Below are 24,446 nucleotides of genomic sequence, written 5' to 3'. Positions count from 1 at the left end.
CCTCTTTTAAACTATTCATCATTCACGTTAACGCTGTCTTTATTAGCGGCGTCATTACGTATTTAAGGAAAAACAACAATGAAAAAATTCATCATCCTGCTAGGTCTCACTTCACTATTTACATCACCAGTATTTGCGGGGGGCACATTCGGAGGAAATCCGGGTGATATTTCGAAAATGAAAGAACTACTAGAGCCTCAATGGAATGGTAAAGCAGGTGTTCAGAATACTTCAGCTTATGGTGTCATCGTGCAATGGAAAGCTGATGTCTGCGGAACCTTGAATGGTCGTATTACGGATGTGACTCAATGTGATCCAGATACACCGAAAGGTAAAGCACAATAAGTTTTGTTGCGGAGCTTGGCTCAAGATACATCGGTTTCGAATTGGACTCTCTAGACCGAGATATCAATGGGCTTCGCAACACCCTAATCAACCAACAAGAAGGAGCCTTTACATGGCGATTAAATCAATAACAACATTAGTTACAACCTGTCCTGCATGTGGTGAGCGTGCTTATGATGATGGTAGCTGTCAGGTGTGCGGTCATTCTCACTAAACCGTGTTTGTAATTATCCAAGGGCGATATCGGAAGGTATCGCCCTTTTTCATTCCTGAAATAAGGAGAGGGTATGCAGAGTAAAGCTGTTTCTATTTATTTACCGGAACGTGACGTTCCACATAAGTGTGAGGTTGAGTTGAGTATTGAAGGAGCAAAGCGAGGTTGTGTGATTGGCGCAGTGATTGGCTCAAAAGTGCCACATCCACTAGCAACACCCGTAGGTATTATCATTGGCGGGGTTATAGGTGCAGTGCTAGGAAAGCTTGAGTAAAGAGCAAGTGAAGAAGTGGAGAATCAATCCACTTCTTTTTTTTTTTTTTTTTTCTTACAACCGTTGAATAGGGATAAGTATTGCTCATAGGCTTAAATACCTGAGTATCACTGACTTTAGGAATAAATTTCACAACTGGTTGTGCAATGTAGAAGTGTTGCTGATGTTCGTTTATCTGTTTTTTCTTGCGGTGATTCACTTTGCCATTGTTGTGCTTATCCCACTCAAAATTCAGCAATGTACCATTGCACTAATATCAGGTTTTGAAATCTAGCTTGTAAGCTTTCTATTTTCTAACTTCTTACTGGACTTGTTAGACGTTATGTAAGAGTCCATAGTCACCGAAGAACTCCTTTTTGTTTAATATTTGATCATTTAGATAGGTGGCTGAAAATAATTTCCCAAACTTTGTTTTGATTATTCATTCAAAAAGAGGGTGTGCATTTTTTATTCAAAGAAGTTTTACGCCAAGAAGAAGGCGTAAACCATCGTGATTAAAAAGTGGTTATTCATGGTTTTGTTTTTTTAATCAATGATTCTATTTTAAAGCCTTTTAAATCATGAGCTTATGTTGTTTTTGGCTGTTGATATTAAATTTTTAGAGGCTAATATGATCTGACTTTAAACAACACAAAGGCTCATAGCTATGACACATAAGAAGAGTAAGAAAGGATTCATCCAAACCCTTGATGGGCATACTTTGGCATTGAAGCTCATCGCTTCAATTATCCGACTTGAAAACTTATACATACTTCTAGACGGTAAAGGACGTCAAATATCCTATGCCAAGCTGACGGAGAAAGAAGGTAAGACGGTTGCCGTTGCCGATGCTTGCTCTGATGAGGTGATTGACTCAGATAGCTTTATCAATCTGGGTAATGGTAACTACGTCCGCTGCTCTAATGTTGAAGCTGTTGAAATCTGTAATGGTCGTGATCATAAAGGCATTCTGATTCGTGGTGAGGGTGATGCGATACTTGGTTTCTTACCTATTACCCAATCGGAAGCCCGTGAAAAGGTCGCTGATGCATTACATGATGCACTGGTTTCTTATGAAGCTGGAAAGTTTGTAAACCCAGATCTAACTAAAATCCTATCCACTCACTAATCGTAAGAAGGTAAATGATATGAACACTCAAAAACTGAAATACTTAATCGAAATGATCAAAAAATGTGGTCAAGACTGTCCGCAGGGTAATCGCAGAACAATGGGAGGGCTGCTTGCTCACTGTATTGAGAGTTTCGAAGATGAACACGGAACAATGCTGCAATCTACGTATTTAATGAAATATGTTCGTACCTGTATGAATAACAACGTTGAAAAGAAAGGTGTCGATAGCATTGGCTATTTGCAACTAATCAAGTTTGTTAAGTCATGGGCTCACACAGCAAAGTTTAATTAAGGATAACATCGCTGTAATACGGTCTAGCAAGCCACTGCCTTCGTGCGCACCATTCTGTACCAGCCTTTTCTAAACTAGTCTCATCTCCGAGCACCTCTTTATTACCAGCCTTTCTATATCCGATAACCGACGAAGTATGTCCGGTCATGGATGTACTTCGTTTTTGTTATACCGAGCTGATGGGTAATTAAAGATGAACATTTTCGAGCAAGAAGCCAAGACCAACTATCAACTTATGCGTCAGACAGACCGTGAAGTTGAAGATTTCCTAGTAAATACATTCTCTAACAACCGTTCCTACATACTAGATGATCAAGTCGCCAAATTTCGGGAAGAGTTGTGGTCTCGTGAGGGAGCGAAGAAAACCGTCAATGAGCAGGTGAAACGTTATTTAGAGGGGCTATGTTCTGCGCCATGGGCTGCGATGCGTGGAAAAGGTAAGGCAGTACATATCGCTATTGATTCTGAGTGGGTCTTTAACCCTGAAACGGGGAAAAATGACATTCTTTGTTACTCGTACTGTGTTCAGGTCGGTGATAAGTCGTTTAGTGGCGTGAAACATACCGATATGGCGAAACTGATTAAACAATGTCGTGATCAAGGATTATCGAAAGATGAAGAAATGGATAAGCGTAAACAGCTTACCAAAAAAGGTTATAAGATCAGCTTCGACAAATTCATCCAAGAGTTGCTGATAAAAGCCAAATCTCGTGGTTTCATCGATGAATGGCCTGAATATACATATATTTACGCTCATTTCCTTCGTGCCGATATCGCTTCTTTCGAGGAGTTTTGGAACATTGGTATAAACAACAAGAACCGTAAGAACGCACTGACAACGGTTCAAGGTACTGTCACATCTGGTCGTGGTGCTTACGGTATCGATTTGGACTCAATCGGTCGCAGTAAGTACAAAATAGAAAATACCAAGTTCTACTCTTCATCGAACAATGTTTTCGAAACTAAGGTTCGTTTCATCGATACCATGTTGTTGAGTAGCAAGGCATCACTTGAGGAGTTGGGATTGCAGTGCGGTTTTCCTAAAATGAAGTTACCAGACAATATGATAGAGCGAATGGATGACCTGTACTGTAATGATATCAGTCTGTTCAATCGGTATGCTATTCGTGATGCTGCTATTGCTTTGGAATATGGATTGCGAATGCAGAAATTCGCTTTGGTTGATCTTCGTGAAGATATTGGTCTGGAGTTGAATAGTCTACCTTCGACGTTAGGTAATCTTGGTGTGTCGTTGTTCCGTCATACGTGCGGCAGTACAGCTGCAATGCATGATTTCTTAGGATATGAGACGCGAAAGAAACAGTACTACCACGCTAAGAGCAATAGTATCCGTAATTCCTACGATATAGCTAAAACAGTTAGCCGTGAGTATACCGATAACCTAGCGGTGTCTGCTCTATATGGTGGTTGTAACTTCGGAGCCTACTTTGGTGTAAGTGAAAAAGGAGATTACTTCGACTTTGATTTATCTGGAGCGTATACGACTAGCCTCGTATCTTGCCTCAAATGTGACTACGCTAATACGTTTGAATCGAAAAATATCGAAGATTATTTGGGACACACCATGGGGTTTGCGTATGTTCGTTTTAAACACCCCGAAGGTATCAGGTTCCCCGTGATGCCTTGCCGTACAGATCTACGTGGTATCTATTATCCTATGGAAGGTGAGACGTACGTGACATCACCTGAGCTCCAGTTAGCGTATGATATCGGATGCGAAATCGAGATCTTACATGGGATGGTTATCCCATGGGTAGAAGGATCAACATCTATGTATAAGGACTTCACTACGATAATTCGTAAGCAGCGAGCTAAGTATAAAAAGGAAGAAAATGAGATGAATTCTCATTTATGGAAGTTAATTGGGAATACATTATATGGAAAAACATTACAAGGTTGTAACAATTCCAAAGGGTTTGATTTAGCAACAGGGTTAAGTAAAAACATTCCATATTCACCCGTCACTAATGCTCACTATGGTGCCTATTGTACGTCTTTTGTTCGTGCAACTATGCTGGAAGTCATACTTCGTCTACCTTCTGAAGTTCAATTAATTAGTGCTACAACGGATGGATTTTTGACTGATGCTACACCTGAACAACTAGAGCAATGTTTAGATGGTCCATTAGCGCAACGCTTCCAGCAAATCTGTAATGAAGTCAGTGGTGAAGATATGATGCAGTTAAAACATCATGCGAAACAAATTATCTCTATGAAGACCCGTGGACAATTAACTGCTGAATTAGGTGATACAAAACCAATATGCGCTAAAGCAGGGATAAAAGCACCGAAAGGCGTTGATGAGAATGAATGGATGGTTGAGTTGTTCTTAGACCGTTATCCCGGTCAGAAGGTTGAACGTAAACACTTAGCATCAGCACGTGACCAATGGCTAAAAGAACTCGACCTTATTTCTATCCATACCGAACAGACACTCAACCTCGAATATGACTTTAAGCGTTGCCCTATAAACCCACGTATGGTGAAAGTTCGTCACCCTGTTAGCTGTGAAATGGTAGAACATCTATCGTTCGATACCATTCCATGGAACACCGTTGATGAGGGCTTAGACGCTCGTACTTACTTCGACGAGTGGCGTGTAAACAACTGCTTAAAGACAATGGAAGATTGGGATAATTGGATGGATTTCTATAAGGTTCGTCGTTATCTCAAGGGTACGGGTGTGAAATACCTAGAAGATGGCTCTGAGGGTATTTTCAAGGTACAGATGTTACGTGCAATCACTCAAGGTGGTTGGGGCTTACCTGCTGTACCACAACGAGCTCCACGAGGTCACTATGACAAGTTGGTAGCGATGTTTGATACTGATGGTATCGAGGGTATCACCAAGCAAGACTTAGCGAACAGTAAGGGACGTAAGTTGCTTGAATCAGCGTTACCAATGACGACTCGTATGTTGCCACTCTTATCTTGGTTTGTTCGTAAGTATCCGACTGTAGATTTGACCTTGGTATTTCACCCTGAAGAGGTTGATGAAGCTGTAATGATGTTGGAAGAATACAACCTAAAATGCACTGAGAAACTTGTTGCTTAGTATGCGGTAATGAGTTGAAAGCCTGATTCTGTAAGGGATTAGGCTTTCTATTTCATAACTGGTAGTAGCAATGTAGTGGAGCGATTGCTGTCATTCTCTGGCGATACTGTGAGAAATTCAACGCTATGACTGCATTCATAATCCTAGTGAGGATAATCGAAATGTACCCATTGCTAGTACTGGTTTTGAAATTGATAAATATTGTAGTAAGAAGCGTTTAGAACCTGACTGACCACGGAGACACTGAATCCAGTGATATCGGTATCGGAGAACTCTAGTTCAGTAGTTTTGGTATCCTGTGGGTTTGCAGGAATTTATTGGAGTAATAAGGTAGTGAATTTGAGAGTCTTCTTCATTATAAGTACTTGCTAGTTGTAGCACTATCAAAGAAAAGAATATATGTATAAATAGTCAATCTGATTCGACATGGTTATTCTAAGTAATATGGGTTTACATTCATAATTTCAGTGACTTATAGTTTTTATATTGATAGATTAGACCCCGATTACTTAAAGATGAGAAGTATCGATGGCAAAGAAGCTATGTTTAGTTCTAGGAAATGGTTTTACTATTGATTTAATCAATAGTGCAAAGAAGAATGACTGTATAGATGTAGTAAATCTATTCAGCAAGGGTTCTGAGTTACCATGGCCCGGCTCCCAAGAGGCAGGGTACTTATCCTTTAAACATTGTCCTAACTTGTGGAATCTTGGTGCTCGACCGAATATGGACAAAGATGAAGCAATGTTAATGTTAGAAAAAATAATAACTTGCATTAATGTTCACGTCTTAAAAAGTCAGCCACGTATCTTGGATGGTGAGAATAAGCCAAATGATATTTATCTCAATGCTTATCATGAGTTAAATAGCTACTTAAGAGCATTATTTAGCTATTACAACCATTTAATTGGTGATCAAGAACTCAAAGAGGCAACAGAAAATTGGCCTTGGATACAATTTCTGAAAAGGGCTTCTGAGTCTCAAGATTACGAGTCAATTTCTATTATTACCTATAATTATGATATTTGGCTGGAACGGCTATTGCTTTCCAATGATATCCCTTTCACCATCCCAATGGTTAAGGGAGGAGAGTTCGGTCAAAACTCTAAGATCACTATAATCAAACCCCATGGATCAATAAGTTATTATCATGATATTCAAAGCGAAGCGGATTATTCAATTGGATATCAGAAGCCGATACCGGGTGATGCAACAACAGATACGTTTACAGTTGATCACAACGTACCTAACAGTAAATGCTTAGTCAGCGCCCTGATCCCTCCCGCCGGGGATACTGAAAGAATGAAGCAATCATGGTCAGGACAAATGAGAGTATCGGCAGCTGGAAAGCTCAGAACTCTTCAGGATGGAGATGAGCTAATGATTTGTGGTATTTCATATTGGCATGTTGATAGAGCAGAAATTGACGAGTTGTTAACAAGTTGCACTTCAAAAGTTGGAGTATATATGTTTAATCCATACCCTAATTACTCTATGGATGCGGTTCTAACGAGTCTATTTAGTAACTACGTTTATTACAGTGATGCTTCAGTTCTCAATACGAGGTTAGTTTAATGGCAGTATTTAAAAGAGAGTCGAATACTATTACTCTGGCAACATTCTGGGAGCTTTACCAACTGGGCAAGTATGACTTCTCACCAGGCTATCAAAGAGAAAGTGTTTGGTCCGAAGAGAAGCAGTCATTCCTCATTGACAGTATTTTGAAAAACATACCAATACCTCCAATTTTCTTACACCAGACTATTGATGATGTTACGGGATCTACCACATTTGCTGTCATTGATGGAAAGCAACGATTAACGTCTATTATTAACTTTATCAATGGATTGATACCCTCATCATCTGAGGGTGAGGACTCTCCGTTATATGTCGAAGAACTTGCTGGTTTAGAGTTTAAAGACTTGAATAGTGAAGAGCTTATCGAGACGAGACGTGCTTTTTGGCGCTACTCTATTCCTATTGAATACATTGATACTGATGAAAAACTCATAATCGATTCAATATTTGATAGATTGAACCGAAATGGGGAGCCATTAGAGGGTCAAGAATTACGTAGAGCTAACTATTACGGCTCGGAGCTTTTGGAAACCATTGAGTCATTGAGTATGACAGAGTTTTGGAAAGCAAGATTACTTCATGTCGATGTAAAAAGAATGGAGGATCGAGAGTTTGTTTCTGAAATTTTGTTTTACTTGTTAGAGGGAAATCCGCTTAAGTCCGACCAAAATGAGTTGGACAAACTTTATAAACAATACGCAGAACAAGATGAAATGAACTGGGCTCGAATTAAGGGAGAGTTTATTGATATTACAGCATATATGAGTTCATTAAATCTAGATTATGAGGGACACAAAATAACGGGTGTGTCTCACCTTTATGCTCTTTGGGGGTTATGTATTTATTGCTTAAGAGAGCAAATTCCTCATCAATTTGTTGCGGATAGGCTGAACGTTTTCTACGAAGAGCTAAGATCTGGTAAAGAGTTGAATGAGCCCCATTCTAGTTACAAAAAGAGTATGGCATCATCAACGAGAATGAAGTCAGCTAGAGTCAAACGATTTGAAGCTCTAAAGAGTTGTATTGTCGATTAAGCAGACCTAAACAGTGTTTGGAACGCAAATTTTTGTTTTTTAATGATAAATTTTTCAAGGCTGCCCTTTTTAGGGTGGTCTTTTTTTTTTATTCGAAATCCATCGCAGGTCTAACCATTCACTTACATTTCTTTCACAGGGCTGCATGATTGACTAAGAATTGAACGATGCTGGTCTTAGAGAGACAACAAACGACCTAAAGACGGAAATGCTATACCGTTTATGCTAGTTCTTTTTGTGTTCTCTAGTGCAACAAGCTAGAATTTCGCTTCTTTATGATTTCTAGGGTACTTATTTTTTATGGCTACAATTTTTTCATTTTTCTCTGGTTCTGGATTCTTGGATCTAGGGTTTGAAAATGCTGGTTTTAACGTAGCTCTAGTTAATGAATACCACGAGCCTTTTCTTAATGCATATCAATACTCTAGGGCTAGGATGAACTATCCGACGCCGGAATATGGATACTACTTAAATTCTATAGAAGATTTTGTGAATGGTGGAGAACTTACGCAAGAGCTGAGAGGGCATGTTACTGAGGTTCGAGAGCGTGGTGAACTGGTTGGTTTCATTGGTGGACCGCCTTGCCCTGATTTTTCTGTTGGAGGAAAAAATAAAGGCTCTGAGGGGGAAAACGGTAAACTAACACGAACCTATGTAGATGCTATTGTTGAGCAACAACCAGACTTCTTCTTGTTTGAAAATGTTAAGGGGTTGTGGCGAACTGCGAGACATAGAGCCTTCTATGAAGAAATGAAAAGTAGGCTTAGAGATGCAGGGTATGTTCTAACTGAGAATCTCACGAATTGTATAGAATTTGGAGCGCCTCAAGATCGTGACCGAATTTTGTTGTTTGGCATCAAGCGTGACAGTTTACCCGAGAACTTGCGAAATGCTTTTAATAACGGTATTTCAAGTGAATACTTTGATTGGTCGATGTTCACGACTTTCACGCTGGATCAATCTCTTCGACTTGATACGTGGCCTGAAACTGATGTGTTTAATGAAGATGGGGTGTTGGAACTACCGGAAGGTGTGCATCCAGAACTCACGATACAGCATTGGTTTAATGTCAATAATGTTGAAGACCATCCAAATGGTAACCATTTCTTTCAACCGAAGTCTGCTAAATTTAAAGAAATTCGCGAGGGTGATGTTAGTAAGAAGTCATTTAAACGACTTCATCGTTGGCGCTACTCCCCAACTGCAGCATATGGTAATAACGAGGTTCATTTACACCCTTATAAAGCTAGACGTCTGAGTGCAGCAGAAGCTCTTGCTATTCAGTCTTTACCAGAAGAGTTTGTACTACCACCGACAATGACATTAAGTAACATGTTCAAAACTATAGGTAATGGTGTACCTTATATGATGGGGCTGGGTGTAGCAAACACCATTCAAAATTTCCTTAATGCTATCGAAGAACGTTAAGAAGTAGTCAAATAATCAATTTATAGAGAAGAGGGGGGAGGCTCCCCTTCTCTCTTTTACGTTTTAATTCTACATCTCAGTCATTATTTCGTTTAAAGCCTTATCTAAGTCATCTTTACTCAATAGCAAGAAGGGTTTATCTACAGAGCGCTCAGGTTTTAATCCAATGCTAGCGATTGTATGCGTTGTTGCTGTCATAAGTGCATCTCGATCAGCTTCGCGCATTTCTGAGGTAAAACCGTAAAATTTAATGCCTTTAGAGTTTATATCCCATCTTCGAGTTCTGAGATGTTGGTAAAGTGACTTGGCTAGGTTCCCTTCATGAAGCCATTGGAACCGACGATCTGATCTGACACTTGTTTTGATTGAAATGAAGCCTCTGATAGTATTTAGATCACATTGATTTATAAATGATTTATACAGTTCATCTAAATATTGTTTAGTAGAGTCAGAGAAGTTTTCTGGGTCGAATATATCGTTAAGCTGACTATCGACAACATCAGTGGCATCTATATCAATTAATACATAATCAGGACTTGAAGTAACTAGCCTAACTTGATGATTGGTGAAAAGCTTATTTTCTAAGTCAGATAGGTAACCATATAGCTCTTCATTGTACAGTTTGGTGAACTGGAAATGGTTAGAGTTAGGCAATGGCAGAGGGCGAATTGTCGAACCATTTCGAACAAAGTAGTTCCACATGTAAACCATTAATAGCCACTCGTACCATCGCCCACGACAGTTATTAAAAGATCCTTGAGCTGGTAGAGGAAGCGTGTTTGTTCGACAAAAATCTTTAACGTCATTTTCTATGGCATTTAAGATATCGTTAAAATCGTCATGCAACGATAAAGCATTAGAAATAGAATGTCTGAACGCTTCGAGTGAGTGTATTTCAGTTTTTGCTTTTCCTACTTTATCTTTAGTTAGCCCAGCTAAAGCCATTAATTAATCTCTTGTAAATTATAAGGTTTATTGGATAGAGTATGAGCTTTAAAGATAAATTTCAAACCCTAATAATGATAGGAGTGCAGCGCGACGACTATGAGTGATTATCAGAGTGTCATTGTCTGCTGAATGTGTTGGAAAATTCTCGCAGGGATGGTTTCGCTAATCACTGGTGGGATTACCGCAATGATCCATTGCTACATTCATAGTCAGAAATTTAGCTCTAAGCCTAGACGTGGCGCTGGTTGGTTTGTGATTATTGATACGATTTGTCGATGAAATGGTGTGGTGAGCTATGGACAACGAGATCGTTGGTGGGAGGCAGGTAGGAGTTATTAAAACAGCATATTCAATGTGTGAAAATTGACATAGATTCTGGAACGATAGGTTGAGCTAATCTTGATGATAGACATAAATATGGCTACGCCTAATAAGATAAGCTGGATATTTTCCAGCTCATTTACTTAGATACCTTTTCAATACTGCTCTTTGAAGTTTTTATGCAGAGTTGCTGGTCATCACTTGCTAACACTGCTTCAAACCACTCTGGCGGTAATTCCTGACTAAAATCATCACCGCCGACTAATGCTCTGGAGGTTTCTTGCCAGTCAGCATCTTTACTAGGATCGCATCCTTCAGCATAAACAATGCTTTCTTCTGGACGAGACTCTTCAATCTTTGAATGAGCAATCAGATAAACGCCTTGGTTGTGAACTAGAGATATTGTAGCTTCAGGGTTCGATGATGTGGAACATCTAGGACGAAGCTTATACTCTGACCATAGCTTGTTTCTAATTTCATCTGCCGAGAATGTAAGGGTTCCCATGATTTGTCCTACTTGCTTCTTGAAACTCTAATTCTACCTCTTTTTAGATTTATAGTGAGCAACTTTTGTCATATCCAGAAGGAAACTGTGATTGCCCGTCACCTCAAAACGTTTAGCTCCATCATCATCGGACGCTTGAACCTCACGCCCGAAGCAACGGGATTTTGAATACGGAAGTGACCAAGGAGATTCATGGTGCATTCATGGTCTTTTATCGCTGATTTACCAAGTTAGATGGCAGACTGAACTGTGATGAGATCTCCTTTGTCACACTTTGTGGCGAAATTATCAGCAAACGATAGTTATTTAAGGTTTTTCTGCTTGCGCAGGTCAAAAGCTTACGTATAATGCCAACCATCAAAGGGCGATAGCCCAGAGATGCCGGTGTGGTGAAATTGGTATACACGACGGATTCAAAATCCGTTGCCTTCGGGCGTGGCGGTTCAAGTCCGCCTACCGGTACCACCTCTTTTTTCTTTGTGGTCAAGGACTTAGAGGTGTAGCAACAAATCCTCAAATCGTAGTCGTTACTTTATTCTGTGTAAATCTGTGCACTGAGGTAACTACAATGGCTACTATCCAAACTCTAAGCGGTGTTCGGGGTAAAACCTATCGCGTTCAATTTATGCGTGACGGTCGTCGCGTTTCTAAATGTTTCAAACGTAAAAAAGATGCTGAAAAATTCCTAGCTCAAATTACGCTTGATGACTCTCTAGCTTCTTCGCTAACAAACTACACATTAAACACATTTACATTTCAAAATGCTGTAACTCAATACCTTGAACAGTACGACGGAAGAGATCCGTCTATTAATCAACGGTTAGGATACTTTATTAATGTATTTGAGGATAAGCCAGTTGGTAAAATCACACGTTCAGTATTGAAAGCTGAACTCGATAAACTTACCGACCAAGGATTAAGCCCGGCAACAGTAAATCGTTATAAAGCATCTATTAGCTCACTCTTTACATTCATTAGTAATGAGTTCGATATTCGCCATAATCCCGCCCGTGAAATTCAACAGCGAAAAGAATCTAAAGGTTCTACTCGATTTCTATCTGACGATGAACAAAAGCGCCTACTTATAGCGTGCCGTTCGTCTGAGTGGAATAAATTATATTTACTCGTATTGATGGCGCTCACTACTGGAGCTCGGCGAACTGAGTTATTGACACTAACTTGGCACGACATCGATTTAAATAACCGACTCGCTACGTTACATAATACGAAAAACGGTGATAAGAGATTGCTACCGTTAACTATGTCCGTAGTTGATGAGCTTCGCCGGTTCCAATCTACTGGTTACGTATTCCCTCATAATTCGAACCTTGGTGATTATTTCAGAAACTTCGATTGTCATTGGTCTGATGCAAAAAGTAGGGCGGGTATCAATAATTGTCGTTTTCACGATTTACGGCACACTGCAGCGTCAACACTGGCTAGAAATGGGGCTACGTTGTTAGAGATTGCCGAAGTGTTGGGACATCGTTCATTAGAAATGACAAAACGTTATGCCCATCTTTGTGTTGGTCATAAATCAACTCTGATAGATAGAGTGTTTGGTTGATTTAATATCAATATTTGACGGGTTCGTCAATATCGTTCTTGGTGTAATTGTGTGATGCTTATCACATTACTGCGTTTTGACTAAATCGTCAATTTTAGCTCTTGGATATATTGCACTAGACCACTGCGGATTTATTAAACCTAAATCCAATATATGACGACTACTGAGGATTAAACAAAATGAACAACAACTTTGATGAATTGGCAATGGATTTAAACAACTGGATACCGGCAACGGATGTTCCTAAACGATTTCCACAATTTAGCCATGCTCAGATTAAAAATCTCATCTGGAAACGCGAAAGTAACCCGGCTCTTAATCGTTGTTATCGACGTGTAGGCCGCAAAGGTTATATAAACGCGCCTTTGTTTGGTCTATTTATGGCGGGGATGTTACCAGAACAGAGAGGTGAGCATAATGCTTGATGTGAACCGAAGCACCGCAACGAGCAGCAACTCGTATGCGGTGGGTTCTTCAAGTGGTAACAACTTTGGCGAGTCCGCTACCACTGAAAATTATAACCTAAGTGACAGTTTGGTCAAACCGTTAAATGATTGGGTGTATCAAACCGCCGCAATGGCTAATCTATTAGGTTATCGACCTATTCCTTATTTCTCCACTATTGGTCGCCCGTCTACTTATGGCAACAATAACCGTTATCCGCAAGATGATCCTAAATGGGTTAACGCTGATATTGTAGCCATTGCTTTAGATAACGTAGTTTTAGTCGATTGGGACGGATACAAAGGGCAAGTTATCAGTATTTCAGAGCTAGCGGATAAACTTGGTATTACAGAAGTTGAATTGCGCGGTGCTGAGGTTCAAAATGACCCGAAAAAGAACAGTAAGCACTTCTTTTTTCGCTTACCTGATGGATTCGACACATCAACTATCATGGATTCTAACAATGGTCATTTTATTAAAGGCGTGGACTTTAAAACAGGCAACCAATTAGCCTATTTAAAACAGCATAAGGAATTGCGTAACGGTGTGCTACCGCCCGCTGCTAGTTTACCAATAGCGCCAACGGTGATAACAGACGTTATTCTTAAACCTAAAGTAGCAGCAACGCAGATAGGCGAGCTTAAAACATGCACCAAGGAAAACCAACACGCATTACTTCACCTAGATGATGCTTGTAACGCCTTGGCGACTATGGGACCGGATACCGGGCGCAACAATAAGTTAAACGAATTGTGTCTTGAGTTCTTATCAATGGCTCACGGTGGTTTTCTTCATGTCGCTACGGTGCACGACCGACTATTAGCAGCATACACGCAATGCGGTGGTGAGGGCTTTGAAGCGACGTTCAATAGTGCGAATCGGAAAGCAGCAACGCAACCACGAAATACCGTTAAACCGCATGTTGGCGCTGTGGCGTTCGGTGACGGTGCGATACCACAACAACATAACTCGCCTACGTTACCTAATGTGGATTCAGTCCAAGGTAATCCGTGTATGGATATATCCCAACAGATCGAACTATTTAAGGGGTGTGTGTACGTTGCTTCTATAAATTCCATACTTACACCGATAGGGGCGAAATTAGACCAATCAACGTTTCGCGCTGAATTCGGCGGCCATGGTTTTATAGTGGGTGAAAAAGCGAACGGTCAGCTAAAAATAACGGATAACGCGTGGAGAGCATTTACAGAAAATGTACTTCACCATTTCCCTAAAGTGAATGAACTACGTTTCGACCCTAATAATGAATTCGGTCATGTTGATGAAAAATTCAATATACGCAGTGTGAACACTTACCGCCCCATGATGGGAGAACGTGTTAGCGGTGATACAAGTATATTTTTTGATTATTTATCACGCCTTTTACCAGTAAAAGAAGATCGTGAAATTTTATTAAACTGGATGGCGTACAAAGTTCAAAACCCTGGCGCTTGTATGCGTTGGGTTCCTGTTTTGATAGGTATTGAGGGGAACGGTAAAACATCATTGTCTGACATTATGGAATATTGTATAGGCGAGAACTATACCGCCACGGTTCAGTCAAACGATGTTGATAGTAAATTCAATCCGTGGGTAAAAGAAAAGTTATTTGCTAAGTTGAACGATTTCAAGGCGGGTGAAACTAGAACCGTGATGGAGATCCTAAAGCCAGTGATTACTGATAAACGTGTAGCGGTACAAGCCAAGGGTGTTAATACGGAGACCGCGAATAATCATTTAGGTATTATGATCACTAGTAATCACCGTGATGCCATTATCAAAACAAACACTGACAGGCGTTACGCTGTGTTTTTTACTGACCAAATGGAGTTCGGTGATCTAGAACGTTGTGGAATGGATGAAGCATTTTTCATTAAATTCCATAATTGGTTAGAGGTTGATGGAGGGCTTTCATTCATGGCTGATTATTTATCAAACCGAAATGTAGCGAATCATCCTATACGAGCACCTCGCACTAGTTCACAGGACGAAGCAATCGAGGCAAGCCGTTCTCCGTTGCAGCAATTCATAGTTGAACATATCGAGAATAACGCCCCAGGTACGATGGACGGGGTAATTGTTACAAAATCAATTGAAGTGTCGTATCAATCACCGGTTAGCGGTCGTGCCATCGGTCAAGCGTTGAGGGAGATTGGTTATAAAACAACCGGGAAGCGTATAGCCGTGGGTAAAGATAATTACACGGTGTTTCATCCTGCTAATCAGTTCGACCTATTATCACAGTTACCACCTAGTGAGCTAATTCGCCGTAGTGGATGGGTTAATCAGAACGGTTATTGCAATTCTGATGTGTTTAAAGGTAGGTAAATATCATGTTGACCAATGAACAACTGTTAAACGTAACATTGAACTCGAAACCGAAAGGGTTAACATCACAACAAGCCAGAGAAAAAGCGGAGCAAGAATTCAGGCAACTGGCTCAACAACGATGCGACGATATTTTAAGTGAATACGTCAATAGTCGGACTAAAGTGAAGATGAAAAATAGGCTTACTGGTAAAGAATTTGAAATTACACCGAGTGCCTATAAACAACGCCCCACTGTGATTAGGTTCGGTAGACAGAAATAATTATAAATTATATATACGCCCCGTTATTAAATTATACGGGGCGTTTTTTTTATCTATCTTCGACAGTCCGACAGTTTAATGTCGGAAAGTGTCGGTATTTAAAGTGTTGTTTTTATTGGTTTTTAATGCGTATTCCGACAGTCCGACAGTAAACTGCATCGCAGCGCTCCAACGCGTGTGTTGTGCGGTGTAGCAGCAGGTTACTATTTCCCTATAACTATATATATAAGTGTCGGAAGTGTCGGAAAGTGTTCACAGCCCTTATGTGGTAAGTGTTCATCGTCCGACATATTAGCCGTGTTATATGTCGGTTTAAGTGTAGGAAGCGTCGGACGTATATAAAAAACACTGGCTTATTGTCTAAACGTCTATTTTTAGCTGATCACCCGATTGCGCCCCGTAAATGTAAAAGTTTGGTTTTCACGGTAACGCAGAACACGCCCCATAAATCACCGCCACAGGCTGCTAAACCCGTGGCTATAATTTTCCGCCGCGCTCGAAAGTTACATTATAAATATACCGGATCATCTACCTCTATCAATTGACGCTATTGTCGATTAAGTTGTTGAAAAATAAAATGATATTGACTGTTACGTCATTTTTTAAACAGTGCTATTGTCTACTTGTAAATATCGCAACATTAGACATAAAAGGTGAAATATCAATGGATACTATTTTCAAAGCACCGAAAACCTACGGGCCAAAAACCGAGCAACTACCTATCGATCAATGTGTTTGCCGGTTGAAAAACATGGCCGTACGCCTGATCACGTTGAACGTTCGTGATCAAGAAACTGGCGACCAATACGCACTGCAGGTTATCCCCGGCAACAGCGAACCAACAAACGCCACGCCGTCGGCGGTTAACTCAGCATTCTGTAAACATTTAATTGAAAAAGGCGACCTGATCGCATTGCCAATTATTGATGAGGCGATTTGATGCGAAACCCAAACGTGAACACAACAATGGCAGCACTGTTAGCTGGCGATAACCAAGAGGCGATGATCTACCTTGGTTCGCTCATTCAGCAAAACATGCACCCATTACGTGCCGTTCGCAATGAATCATGGGAAAGCCTTTGCGAGTTGGTGCACCAGATGCGATCTAACATGGTCGGAAATGATAAACCTTGCGTTCGTGTTAAGGCGAATCAAGTAAAGCGCCTGGCGTCGCGTGGTGGCATTGAACGCGCCCAATTCATTAATGATTGCGTGCGCCAAGCACTGCACGAGGATAACGACACTCACGTTAATGCGCTAACTGTGATGCGTCGATACTTTGAAGCAGCGGCAACAGTTAAAGATAAGCGAGAAGCAAGATGATTGATTTAACCGAACTTGATGAAATTTTGGAACAAAACGAGCAAGACAGAAAAGTCATTCTTTCTCGCCTAGCTCAACTAAAAGCCGAGCAATCCAAGTTAGAAAATGACTACGCCAAAACAAAAACAGATTGCGCCCCATTTTTAGCTCAAATTGATGACGCTATAAATGAAGTTACAGACAAATTGCGCGACGCTGTAAAGGTTTGGGGCTTTGATGATGCCCTCGGACTTAATGCGGTGATCGTTGCCCGAGCATCTCAAAAACTGGCTGATGTAACCCCGTTCAGCACGTTTGAATCTCTTGTCCGAGAAAAGGACGGTGCACAGTTGCTCGCGTTGTGTGCTTGCGATGTGTTCGAGCGGAAGCTTCCAGTTTTTGTTTCGGTCGATGCGATGCCTTATCACCACTTAAAATTGCTGTGTCAGGCGTTAGAAATTGCTGATGAACACATCAAACAATGCACTGAGCTGTTTAATAAACGTCGCGAGATTGAGCGTAAGAGCTTCATCATACCGGTTAATTTTGAGCGTAAAGGCCCAGCACCGACCGAATTCGAACTCAAACGAGTTAACGATCCAAAAATGATTCATATGTGAGGGTAGGCCAATGAAATTACACGTTAACCGATTTGATTTTACAGGCGATATAGCCACGGATTTGCAATCCGGATTGATTACAGCATTTGATGATGCAGACAAACTAATGAGCGTGGATGATGCCATTAATAAACTGGCTGATGGTGCGAAAGTGGCAGGTGTTTCTGCGCCTAACGATGAATCAGCAAAGCGTATTTATGATGGGGTTAGACGCATGCGCACCTTTAAGATCCACTCGAACGATGCAACGCCAGAGTCTAAGCGTCAAATATCACCTTATGAAAAACACAAACACACCATGGCCGACGCTTGGAAAGGTGAACAACCTAAACAATCCAACGATGCGGCGCCAGAGTCTAAGCGTAAATTACCTGCTTACGATTCATTCAAGCAGCGTCTAGCGGACGGGTGGAAGTTGTTTACTGATGATGAAGGGAGCAACTAACTATATGGCTAGGTTTGTAAATTCGACTGGATCCGGGGCGAGTTCGAAAGGCATCAATAAAATGTTGCGTGGTGGCGACCGGTTCAACAGCGGATCGTTCTACATGAATCGCAACAAGCAGCGAGCAATCGAGCATGAGACACCGAAGAAAAAAGACACAGGGCAACCAACGGAATAGTCGAAGGTTATATTTTTATTTCGGGGCGTGACGCTATTTTTTATGGTCATTTAGTGGTGTCACGCTCCACTTTCTTAGGTGCTTCATGAACGATATTCAATTACAACGATGGCAAAAGTTGTCGCATTATCAGCGAAGATTTGCTGTGGCGTGGTGGTTATATGGCGTTAAGTCTTATGACCACCAAACATCGAGCATCGTGTGGCGTTCAAATGTAGAGCTTTATGAGATCATCTCACTTAAGCCACCGAAGAGTCGTAAATCATTAATCAATGCTGTCAACAGACTTTGGACACGTAACGACAACCAGCTAGAACGCTTCATTTATGGTGATAGCGGAATCCACTGGAATAATGATCGGTTGCGCTATTACGCAAAGGTTTGGGAATTTCTATATCCGAACGCAGGACATTACCCGTTTTCAAGCGATCCTAAATCACCATGGGTTACTGATTTAAAGTATAGGTTCTCATTCACGAACGGCGGCAAATTAGATTTATCGGGGGCGCGTGGTAATGGATTATCAATTGATCGATGAATTGGCTAACGCTGTGGCGGATGATAGTTACCTGGTTCACCCACGACGATGGCTATCTCGGCACGACATTCCGTCTATTTTTCTCACCGGTTTGCCTAAAGATTGCCCGCATAAAATACTCATTGATGATTATCGGGCAATGAACACCGAAGCCAGACGATTACTAAAAATTTGAGCACTCCTTTGCTTAGGTCAGCGCCCCATGTGGGCGTTTTTTTAATTGTTGAGTTGTTTTATTAGTGTAGTACCAGCAATGACCCCTATTACAAACAGCATTGAAATAGGTGCCAAAATTAGTGCTATCACAATTAATATCTTACTTATAGGGATGTTACCGTATGTCGTAAAACAAAACCCCGCCATTATGATGTAGCTAACTACTAAGTAATCATTCATATGTAACCTATATTATGATTTTTCTCTTTCTAACTTCTCACGGCATGCCTGTTTGACCCATGCGCTAAAAGGTACTAACGGATCTTTTGCCTCCTCGATGGCCTCCACTAATTCGTGCTCAAATCGAATATTCTTTTTTACTGATTGCGAATTTTTATTTATGTTACCGGTTGACATGTGCGCACACCTATATAGAATTATAAGTATAGTGTACCCACTAGGGCGCACAGTATCAAATAAAAGAAAGCCCCTTTCACTCGCCAAAGTAACCAGGGGCCATCAACCGACACACAAGCAAGGTGAATCAGTATGAAAGCAAATATATCATTGCAAGACATCAAACGTATAGCTCACTTGTTAACTCGCTCGCAGTTAATCCGACTAATTTCATTGTTGGAGGGTTAAGCTATGTCTACAAAAGCAGTTGATGCAATCCCCGTAGAGCTTCATTCCCAATATCTAACATTGATGAAAGAACGTGGCGTATTTTGGTACGACATGACGAAACTATGTTTAGATTTCGGTTTGCGTAACATCGAGGCGCGGGAATTGCGAGTAGCGCATGTAAATTTGGAGCGAGAGACTATCACTCTCTCTGATTCAAAACAGGTGCGTAGCTATGTTACGAAAACGGCCAACAAGCAAATACAAAAACAATGGCTAATTGAGGGGCGTAGGTTTTTGCGCTCAGCTATTGGTGGAGAGCTTGCGCCGCTTTTGGTTCGAATGTGCACAACAGTAGATCAACTCGAAGCATTGGCTCAAGAGTATGATCTTCTCGAAGAGTATAACCGGGCGAAGGAGCAACACTATGCGGCAAACGTTGAACAGGTACGTGCAGAGGTTGAGCGTTCAGCACCCAAAGGGCGTGTTATTGATTTCAGTCGATACCATGAAGCGAAGCGAATCTTAAAAGCCCGTGTTGCGAAGTATGGGGCGTTTGGTGGCTATCTATTCCCTGCTTGCGAACTTCGCAGTAATCGCGCTAAAGGGCAGGGGTATGAGCCAGTTTCTAGGCAGTCGGTTTATCGAGTGGTGCAATCCGTTGGTGAAGCGTTGAAAGCTGTATCAGGTCGATGCAGAGAAGCATTAAAAGGGATTCGTTTAGGGTTGCATAGTGCGCGTAAAGCAGCAGTTCAGAAAGTGGCTAATACCATTGATATGATGGCCGCATCATTGTGGATTGGTCACGGTAACGGTTCAGGTGACATTGCGACGACACAACGCTATTTAGACCGCAGCGAAAAGAGAATTAACGCTATTAATAACCAGTTGGCCGCGATGGTGTGCGATGGGTAACGGTGTGCAAATGATGGGTAAAAAATGGGTAAACCGACCAAAACCAAGCATGACCACATGTTACCAAAGTCAATTGCAACAAGGGTTTATTGATCGTACTATGCGCCTAATGACTAAGGTTTCTGGATTCAAAATCCGTTGCCTTCGGGCGTGGCGGTTCAAGTCCGCCTACCGGTACCATATTTAAATGACAAAGCCTCGACGAAAGTCGGGGCTTTGTTGTTTCTGAGGGATAGGCAGTTTTGCCTTATCGCTACCGCAGATAGAAAGGTCGCTATTTTTAGCGGCCTTTCGTCGTTTTAGGGGGAATGAAAATGAGTGATTTAGCGCAGAGTAACAAAACTGTGTCACATAAGGTTACAGTGCGTGAAACCGTAGGGCTTTACATCTGAGGCTGAGCAAGGAACAATCTCTGCGAGTATAATTAATAGATACGCTTTCAACTGAGAAATTATGAGTAATATGGCCAACAAAAAGTCGAACCCCTTGTTCGAGATCCTCTTTAACGTATTTCTACCGTCTTTCATTTTGATGAAGTTCAGTGGCGAAGAGCACTTAGGTACCGCATTAGCTCTTATCGTCGCTTTAGCCTTTCCTGTGGCATACGGTGGCATGGAGCTTATTCGTAACAAGAGATTCAACTTTATTGCCGCGCTTGGTTTTGTCAGTGTGTTGTTAACGGGTGGTATTGGCTTACTTGAGTTAGATACCCAGTGGTTAGCCGTTAAAGAGGCTCTGATTCCAGGTTTGATTGGCTTAGCGGTTTTAGGTTCTACTTTTACTCGTTACCCATTTATGCAGAAGGTGATTTTTACGCCAACACTGCTCAATATGTCACTGATCGAAGAACGATTAGAGCAATCGGGTAATCCAGCGGCGTTTGAGCGCTGCTTAATGAAGTCTAACTACTTATTTGCATGTACATTTGCTTTCTCTTCGGCGATGAACTATTTCCTTGCAACATGGATTGTGACTAGCCCTGCAGGCACTGCTGCATTTAATGAAGAGCTAGGTAAGTTAACCCTTTATAGTTACCCAGCAATAGCTATCCCAAGCATGTTGATGATGATGGGGATCTTCTATTACGTATGGCGTCAGGTTCGCACTATGACTTCACTTGAGACAGAGCAGATCTTCAATATCAAATAACACCAAGTTAACTATCATTTCCAAAGCCCAGCGATTTCGCTGGGCTTTGTCTTTTTGTTTTGGTTGAGTAACTGGAATAGCTTGAGCTAACGATTGAGAGCGGGAAACTCGAAACTACGACTGTGTATTTTCTTCTTAGTGATATGCAACGTACCGCCGCTTTGAAGCTGAGCCATTTGATTGCAAAATCTGACATTGAGATAAAGGCGTAATTTGAACCACAGCTAAAAATTCGTCATTCTCTAAAAGTTATCAGATAAATTTTCCTGTTTTCTCTCGCCTTTTCATAAAGTTGTCTATCTTCTTATATAGAGTAAGGAGATAAATAATGTACAAATTAACCCCATACCTATTTTTTGCTGGTCGATGTGAAGAGGCGCTAGAGTTCTACCATAAGTGTTTTGGTGGCGTTGTAGTGACCAAGCAATACTTTAAAGATGCACCGCAAGTGATCGAAGGTGCCGACCCTCAATGGATTATGCATGCAGAGTTTGAAGCGTTTGGCATGAAGCTGATGTTGTCCGATGGTATGGTCGCGAAAGAATTGAAGGGTAACAACATTGCACTATCCATTGTATTGGACGATCTGGATGAGCAAGTTAGGTTATATGACAAGCTCCTTGAAGGAGGGCACATCATGATGCCTCTTGAAGATACATTTTGGGGAGCGCGCTTTGGTAAGGTAGAAGATCAGTTTGGTGTTCGTTGGATGCTTCACTGTGACTTAGTCAAATAGTGTTACGTTATTGATCTCTCATTCCGGTCGATGGGTAGTGAATTCATATTCTTATTACTCTAAAATTATAAATTGATTGAAGATTGATAAGTTGTATATATCGTGGCAAGCATAAAAATTACAGTAGACAGATTACAGCCAGGGTTGCACATTCGCCTACCTGTTAAGTGGAATGAGCACCCATTCTTATTTAATAGTTTCAAAGTTAAAGATGAAGAGACTATCCGCTTGATCCGCCATCTTGGTATTAAGCATGTCTTTATTAATCCAAATCAAAGCGACACAGAGCCATTACCTCCTTCATCTCAAAGTGAACCTGTTAGTGAGAAGCCAGACGCCACTGAGTTAGAAGCAAAGAAGCTTTGGAAAGAGAAGCAAGACCGAATTGAAAAGCTGAGCGCCTATCGCCGCAGAGTCATTAACTGCGAAAAGGAGTTTGAGCGCTCACTATCGCGTATGCGTGCGGTCATGAACAAGATTCGCAATCGTCCAGAGCAGGCTGTTGATGAGGCGAGCCAATTAGTTAACGATATCGTTGATAAGTTATTGAGTGACGATAATGTCACCCTTCATTTAATGAATGGTAAAAGTGAATTTGAAGATATCTACTTTCATTCACTTAACGTTTCTGTTGTCGCGATGATGATAGCGAAGGCGAAAAAGCTTAATGCTCAAGAGATAAAAGAAGTGGCATTTGCTTCATTATTTCATGATATGGGCAAAGTCAAAGTGCCGACGGCGATATTACGTAAACAGACGGTACTGACAGAACCAGAAAAGAACTACCTAAAGCTGCATACTAAATATGGTTTAGAGATTGCGGCTAATATGGAAAGCTTTCCAGAGAGTGCGCTAAATGTCATTGCTCAGCACCATGAGTTGAATGATGGTTCGGGTTATCCAGAAGGGTTAAAAGAAGAAGCTATCGATCCGTTAACTCAAATTGTTGCGGTAGCGAATGCTTATGACAACCTCTGTCATAGCAATATTCCAGCGGAACAAAAGATCCCTTACGTGGCACTTTCTCATTTATATAAGAACTGCAAACACCTTTATAATAATGAGAACCTCAGTCTTCTAATCAAGTTCATGGGCATCTACCCACCGGGAACCGTAGTTCAACTGTCGAATGATATGGTTGGCTTAGTGATCTCTGTTAATGCCAAGAACATTCTTTTTCCTAATGTACTTATCTATGATCCGTCCGTTCCAAGAACTCAAGCCCCCATCATTGATTTAGCTGAGAAAGAGATAAAGATAGTTAATGCAGTATTACCTAACAAACTGCCAGATAAAGTGCGCGAATACCTGAACCCTCGCTCAAGAATATCTTACTTCTTCGATTCTGATGATTAGTTACCCACAGATAATTGTGCGTAACATTGGGGTAAGTTGGGTGTAAATGAGGCTTTGAGTGATATTTGATCACTTAAGCCTTTTTTAATGAAAAAAAGCATTTTTTCTCTTGCCTTAGAAAAGGAACTCCCTATAATGCGCATCCACTGACACGGCAGACGCCACAAGGCTTCAGCGGTGAATCAGTAAAGCCAGCTAGTTAAATTTCAGATTGAAAAGTTTGAAATAAAAAATTCAAAAAAAGTGTTTGACACTTGAGAATGAAACGCTAGAATGGCTGCCTCTTCCGAAGTGATGTGAGTCACAAAGAAGAAAGCTCTTTAACAATATAAACCTATCAATCTGTGTGGGCACTCGTTGATGATAATCCAATTAGAAGCTTAGGCTTCAAATTAGGTTTCAATGAAACGAAGTGACCAATACAAATAATTACTTTCTTTATAGGGAGGCGTTATTTGGCACAGTCAATTCATTATCGTTCTGTTGGAACGATAATAGCTTTAAAATTACACAGTAGTTTTGAAGTCAGTATTCATTAAGCCTTACCCTATTAATTTAGGGAATCAAAACTTTTAAATTGAAGAGTTTGATCATGGCTCAGATTGAACGCTGGCGGCAGGCCTAACACATGCAAGTCGAGCGGAAACGACTTAACTGAACCTTCGGGGAACGTTAAGGGCGTCGAGCGGCGGACGGGTG

General features: G+C 41.1%; 24 protein-coding genes, 1 tRNA gene and 1 rRNA gene. 23 read left to right on the top strand and 3 right to left on the bottom strand.

Going from position 1 to position 24,446, the window contains the following annotated elements; genetic code table 11:
* Positions 1-78: 78 nt before the first annotated feature.
* From ACU01J_RS11660 to ACU01J_RS11625, 8 genes are all read left to right on the top strand, one after another.
* Positions 79-345 (top strand): hypothetical protein, encoded by a 267-nt coding sequence (locus ACU01J_RS11660; RefSeq protein WP_481085868.1) that lies wholly within the window; start codon positions 79-81, stop codon positions 343-345.
* A 287-nt stretch (positions 346-632) separates the two neighbouring features.
* Positions 633-833, top strand: a complete 201-nt coding sequence (locus ACU01J_RS11655; RefSeq protein ID WP_031841092.1) for a DUF1757 domain-containing protein — start codon at positions 633-635, stop codon at positions 831-833.
* Positions 834-1,479: 646 nt separating this feature from the next.
* Positions 1,480-1,941 carry a hypothetical protein gene (locus ACU01J_RS11650; protein ID WP_481085867.1) on the top strand — a complete coding sequence of 154 codons (462 nt, stop codon included), beginning with the start codon at positions 1,480-1,482 and terminating at the stop codon, positions 1,939-1,941.
* A gap of 19 nt (positions 1,942-1,960) precedes the next feature.
* Positions 1,961-2,236, top strand: coding sequence for a hypothetical protein (locus tag ACU01J_RS11645; RefSeq protein ID WP_481085866.1), 276 nt, complete (start codon positions 1,961-1,963; stop codon positions 2,234-2,236).
* A 193-nt stretch (positions 2,237-2,429) separates the two neighbouring features.
* The gene (locus ACU01J_RS11640; RefSeq protein WP_481085865.1) at positions 2,430-5,312 is read left to right on the top strand and encodes a DNA polymerase; all 2,883 of its coding nucleotides are present in this window, start codon (positions 2,430-2,432) and stop codon (positions 5,310-5,312) included.
* A 528-nt stretch (positions 5,313-5,840) separates the two neighbouring features.
* On the top strand, positions 5,841-6,887 hold the full coding sequence (locus tag ACU01J_RS11635) for an SIR2 family protein (protein WP_481085864.1): 1,047 nt from the start codon (positions 5,841-5,843) through the stop codon (positions 6,885-6,887).
* On the top strand, positions 6,887-7,924 hold the full coding sequence (locus ACU01J_RS11630; protein WP_481085863.1) for a GmrSD restriction endonuclease domain-containing protein: 1,038 nt from the start codon (positions 6,887-6,889) through the stop codon (positions 7,922-7,924). Before ACU01J_RS11635 ends, ACU01J_RS11630 begins: the two co-directional genes overlap by 1 nt.
* 300 nt (positions 7,925-8,224) lie before the next feature.
* On the top strand, positions 8,225-9,352 hold the full coding sequence (locus ACU01J_RS11625; RefSeq protein ID WP_481085862.1) for a DNA cytosine methyltransferase: 1,128 nt from the start codon (positions 8,225-8,227) through the stop codon (positions 9,350-9,352).
* A gap of 69 nt (positions 9,353-9,421) precedes the next feature.
* Here ACU01J_RS11625 and ACU01J_RS11620 read toward each other — a convergent pair whose 3' ends face one another.
* Together ACU01J_RS11620 and ACU01J_RS11615 are read right to left on the bottom strand one after the other, a co-directional pair.
* On the bottom strand, positions 9,422-10,297 hold the full coding sequence (locus ACU01J_RS11620) for a Cfr10I/Bse634I family restriction endonuclease (protein WP_481085861.1): 876 nt from the start codon (positions 10,295-10,297) through the stop codon (positions 9,422-9,424).
* A 463-nt stretch (positions 10,298-10,760) separates the two neighbouring features.
* Positions 10,761-11,126 carry a DUF3085 domain-containing protein gene (locus ACU01J_RS11615; RefSeq protein WP_481085860.1) on the bottom strand — a complete coding sequence of 122 codons (366 nt, stop codon included), beginning with the start codon at positions 11,124-11,126 and terminating at the stop codon, positions 10,761-10,763.
* A gap of 380 nt (positions 11,127-11,506) precedes the next feature.
* Here ACU01J_RS11615 and ACU01J_RS11610 point away from each other — a divergent pair.
* The 10 genes from ACU01J_RS11610 to ACU01J_RS11565 all read left to right on the top strand — a co-directional run bounded on the left by ACU01J_RS11610 (position 11,507) and on the right by ACU01J_RS11565 (position 18,811).
* Positions 11,507-11,591: transfer RNA gene (locus ACU01J_RS11610), tRNA-Leu, on the top strand.
* Positions 11,592-11,694: 103 nt separating this feature from the next.
* A complete protein-coding gene (locus ACU01J_RS11605; protein ID WP_481085859.1) occupies positions 11,695-12,693 on the top strand; it encodes a tyrosine-type recombinase/integrase in 999 nt (332 codons plus the stop codon).
* A gap of 179 nt (positions 12,694-12,872) precedes the next feature.
* Positions 12,873-13,118 carry a hypothetical protein gene (locus tag ACU01J_RS11600; RefSeq protein WP_481085858.1) on the top strand — a complete coding sequence of 82 codons (246 nt, stop codon included), beginning with the start codon at positions 12,873-12,875 and terminating at the stop codon, positions 13,116-13,118.
* The gene (locus ACU01J_RS11595) at positions 13,111-15,465 is read left to right on the top strand and encodes a primase-helicase family protein (RefSeq protein WP_481085857.1); all 2,355 of its coding nucleotides are present in this window, start codon (positions 13,111-13,113) and stop codon (positions 15,463-15,465) included. Before ACU01J_RS11600 ends, ACU01J_RS11595 begins: the two co-directional genes overlap by 8 nt.
* Positions 15,466-15,470: 5 nt before the next feature.
* Complete coding sequence (locus ACU01J_RS11590; RefSeq protein ID WP_481085856.1) at positions 15,471-15,728, top strand: hypothetical protein; 258 nt, start codon at positions 15,471-15,473, stop codon at positions 15,726-15,728.
* A gap of 664 nt (positions 15,729-16,392) precedes the next feature.
* Complete coding sequence (locus ACU01J_RS11585; protein WP_481085855.1) at positions 16,393-16,668, top strand: hypothetical protein; 276 nt, start codon at positions 16,393-16,395, stop codon at positions 16,666-16,668.
* The gene (locus ACU01J_RS11580) at positions 16,668-17,051 is read left to right on the top strand and encodes a hypothetical protein (RefSeq protein ID WP_481085854.1); all 384 of its coding nucleotides are present in this window, start codon (positions 16,668-16,670) and stop codon (positions 17,049-17,051) included. The genes ACU01J_RS11585 and ACU01J_RS11580 overlap by 1 nt, the downstream gene beginning before the upstream one ends.
* On the top strand, positions 17,048-17,650 hold the full coding sequence (locus ACU01J_RS11575) for a hypothetical protein (RefSeq protein WP_481085853.1): 603 nt from the start codon (positions 17,048-17,050) through the stop codon (positions 17,648-17,650). Before ACU01J_RS11580 ends, ACU01J_RS11575 begins: the two co-directional genes overlap by 4 nt.
* A gap of 10 nt (positions 17,651-17,660) precedes the next feature.
* On the top strand, positions 17,661-18,095 hold the full coding sequence (locus ACU01J_RS11570) for a hypothetical protein (RefSeq protein WP_481085852.1): 435 nt from the start codon (positions 17,661-17,663) through the stop codon (positions 18,093-18,095).
* 263 nt (positions 18,096-18,358) lie between these two features.
* Positions 18,359-18,811, top strand: coding sequence for a hypothetical protein (locus ACU01J_RS11565; protein ID WP_481085851.1), 453 nt, complete (start codon positions 18,359-18,361; stop codon positions 18,809-18,811).
* A gap of 408 nt (positions 18,812-19,219) precedes the next feature.
* On the opposite strand, the gene ACU01J_RS11560 is transcribed toward ACU01J_RS11565, so the two are convergent.
* Positions 19,220-19,384: a YlcI/YnfO family protein gene (locus ACU01J_RS11560; protein ID WP_481085850.1), complete on the bottom strand. Its 165-nt coding sequence runs from the start codon at positions 19,382-19,384 to the stop codon at positions 19,220-19,222.
* 231 nt (positions 19,385-19,615) lie between these two features.
* Between ACU01J_RS11560 and ACU01J_RS11555 the strand changes: the two genes are divergently transcribed.
* From ACU01J_RS11555 to ACU01J_RS11535, 5 genes are all read left to right on the top strand, one after another.
* Positions 19,616-20,506: a hypothetical protein gene (locus ACU01J_RS11555; RefSeq protein ID WP_481085849.1), complete on the top strand. Its 891-nt coding sequence runs from the start codon at positions 19,616-19,618 to the stop codon at positions 20,504-20,506.
* A gap of 453 nt (positions 20,507-20,959) precedes the next feature.
* Positions 20,960-21,655, top strand: a complete 696-nt coding sequence (locus ACU01J_RS11550) for a VC0807 family protein (protein WP_053441870.1) — start codon at positions 20,960-20,962, stop codon at positions 21,653-21,655.
* Positions 21,656-21,983: 328 nt separating this feature from the next.
* Positions 21,984-22,391, top strand: coding sequence for a VOC family protein (locus ACU01J_RS11545; protein ID WP_481085848.1), 408 nt, complete (start codon positions 21,984-21,986; stop codon positions 22,389-22,391).
* A 102-nt stretch (positions 22,392-22,493) separates the two neighbouring features.
* Positions 22,494-23,747, top strand: a complete 1,254-nt coding sequence (locus ACU01J_RS11540) for a cyclic di-GMP phosphodiesterase (protein WP_481085847.1) — start codon at positions 22,494-22,496, stop codon at positions 23,745-23,747.
* Positions 23,748-24,321: 574 nt separating this feature from the next.
* Positions 24,322-24,446, top strand: a 16S ribosomal RNA gene (locus ACU01J_RS11535); the annotation flags it as partial.

Source organism: Vibrio sp. 2433-A1, from assembly GCF_056726085.1.
Note: the sequence above shows the minus strand (reverse complement) of the source record. Positions and strands in the feature narration are given on the sequence as shown.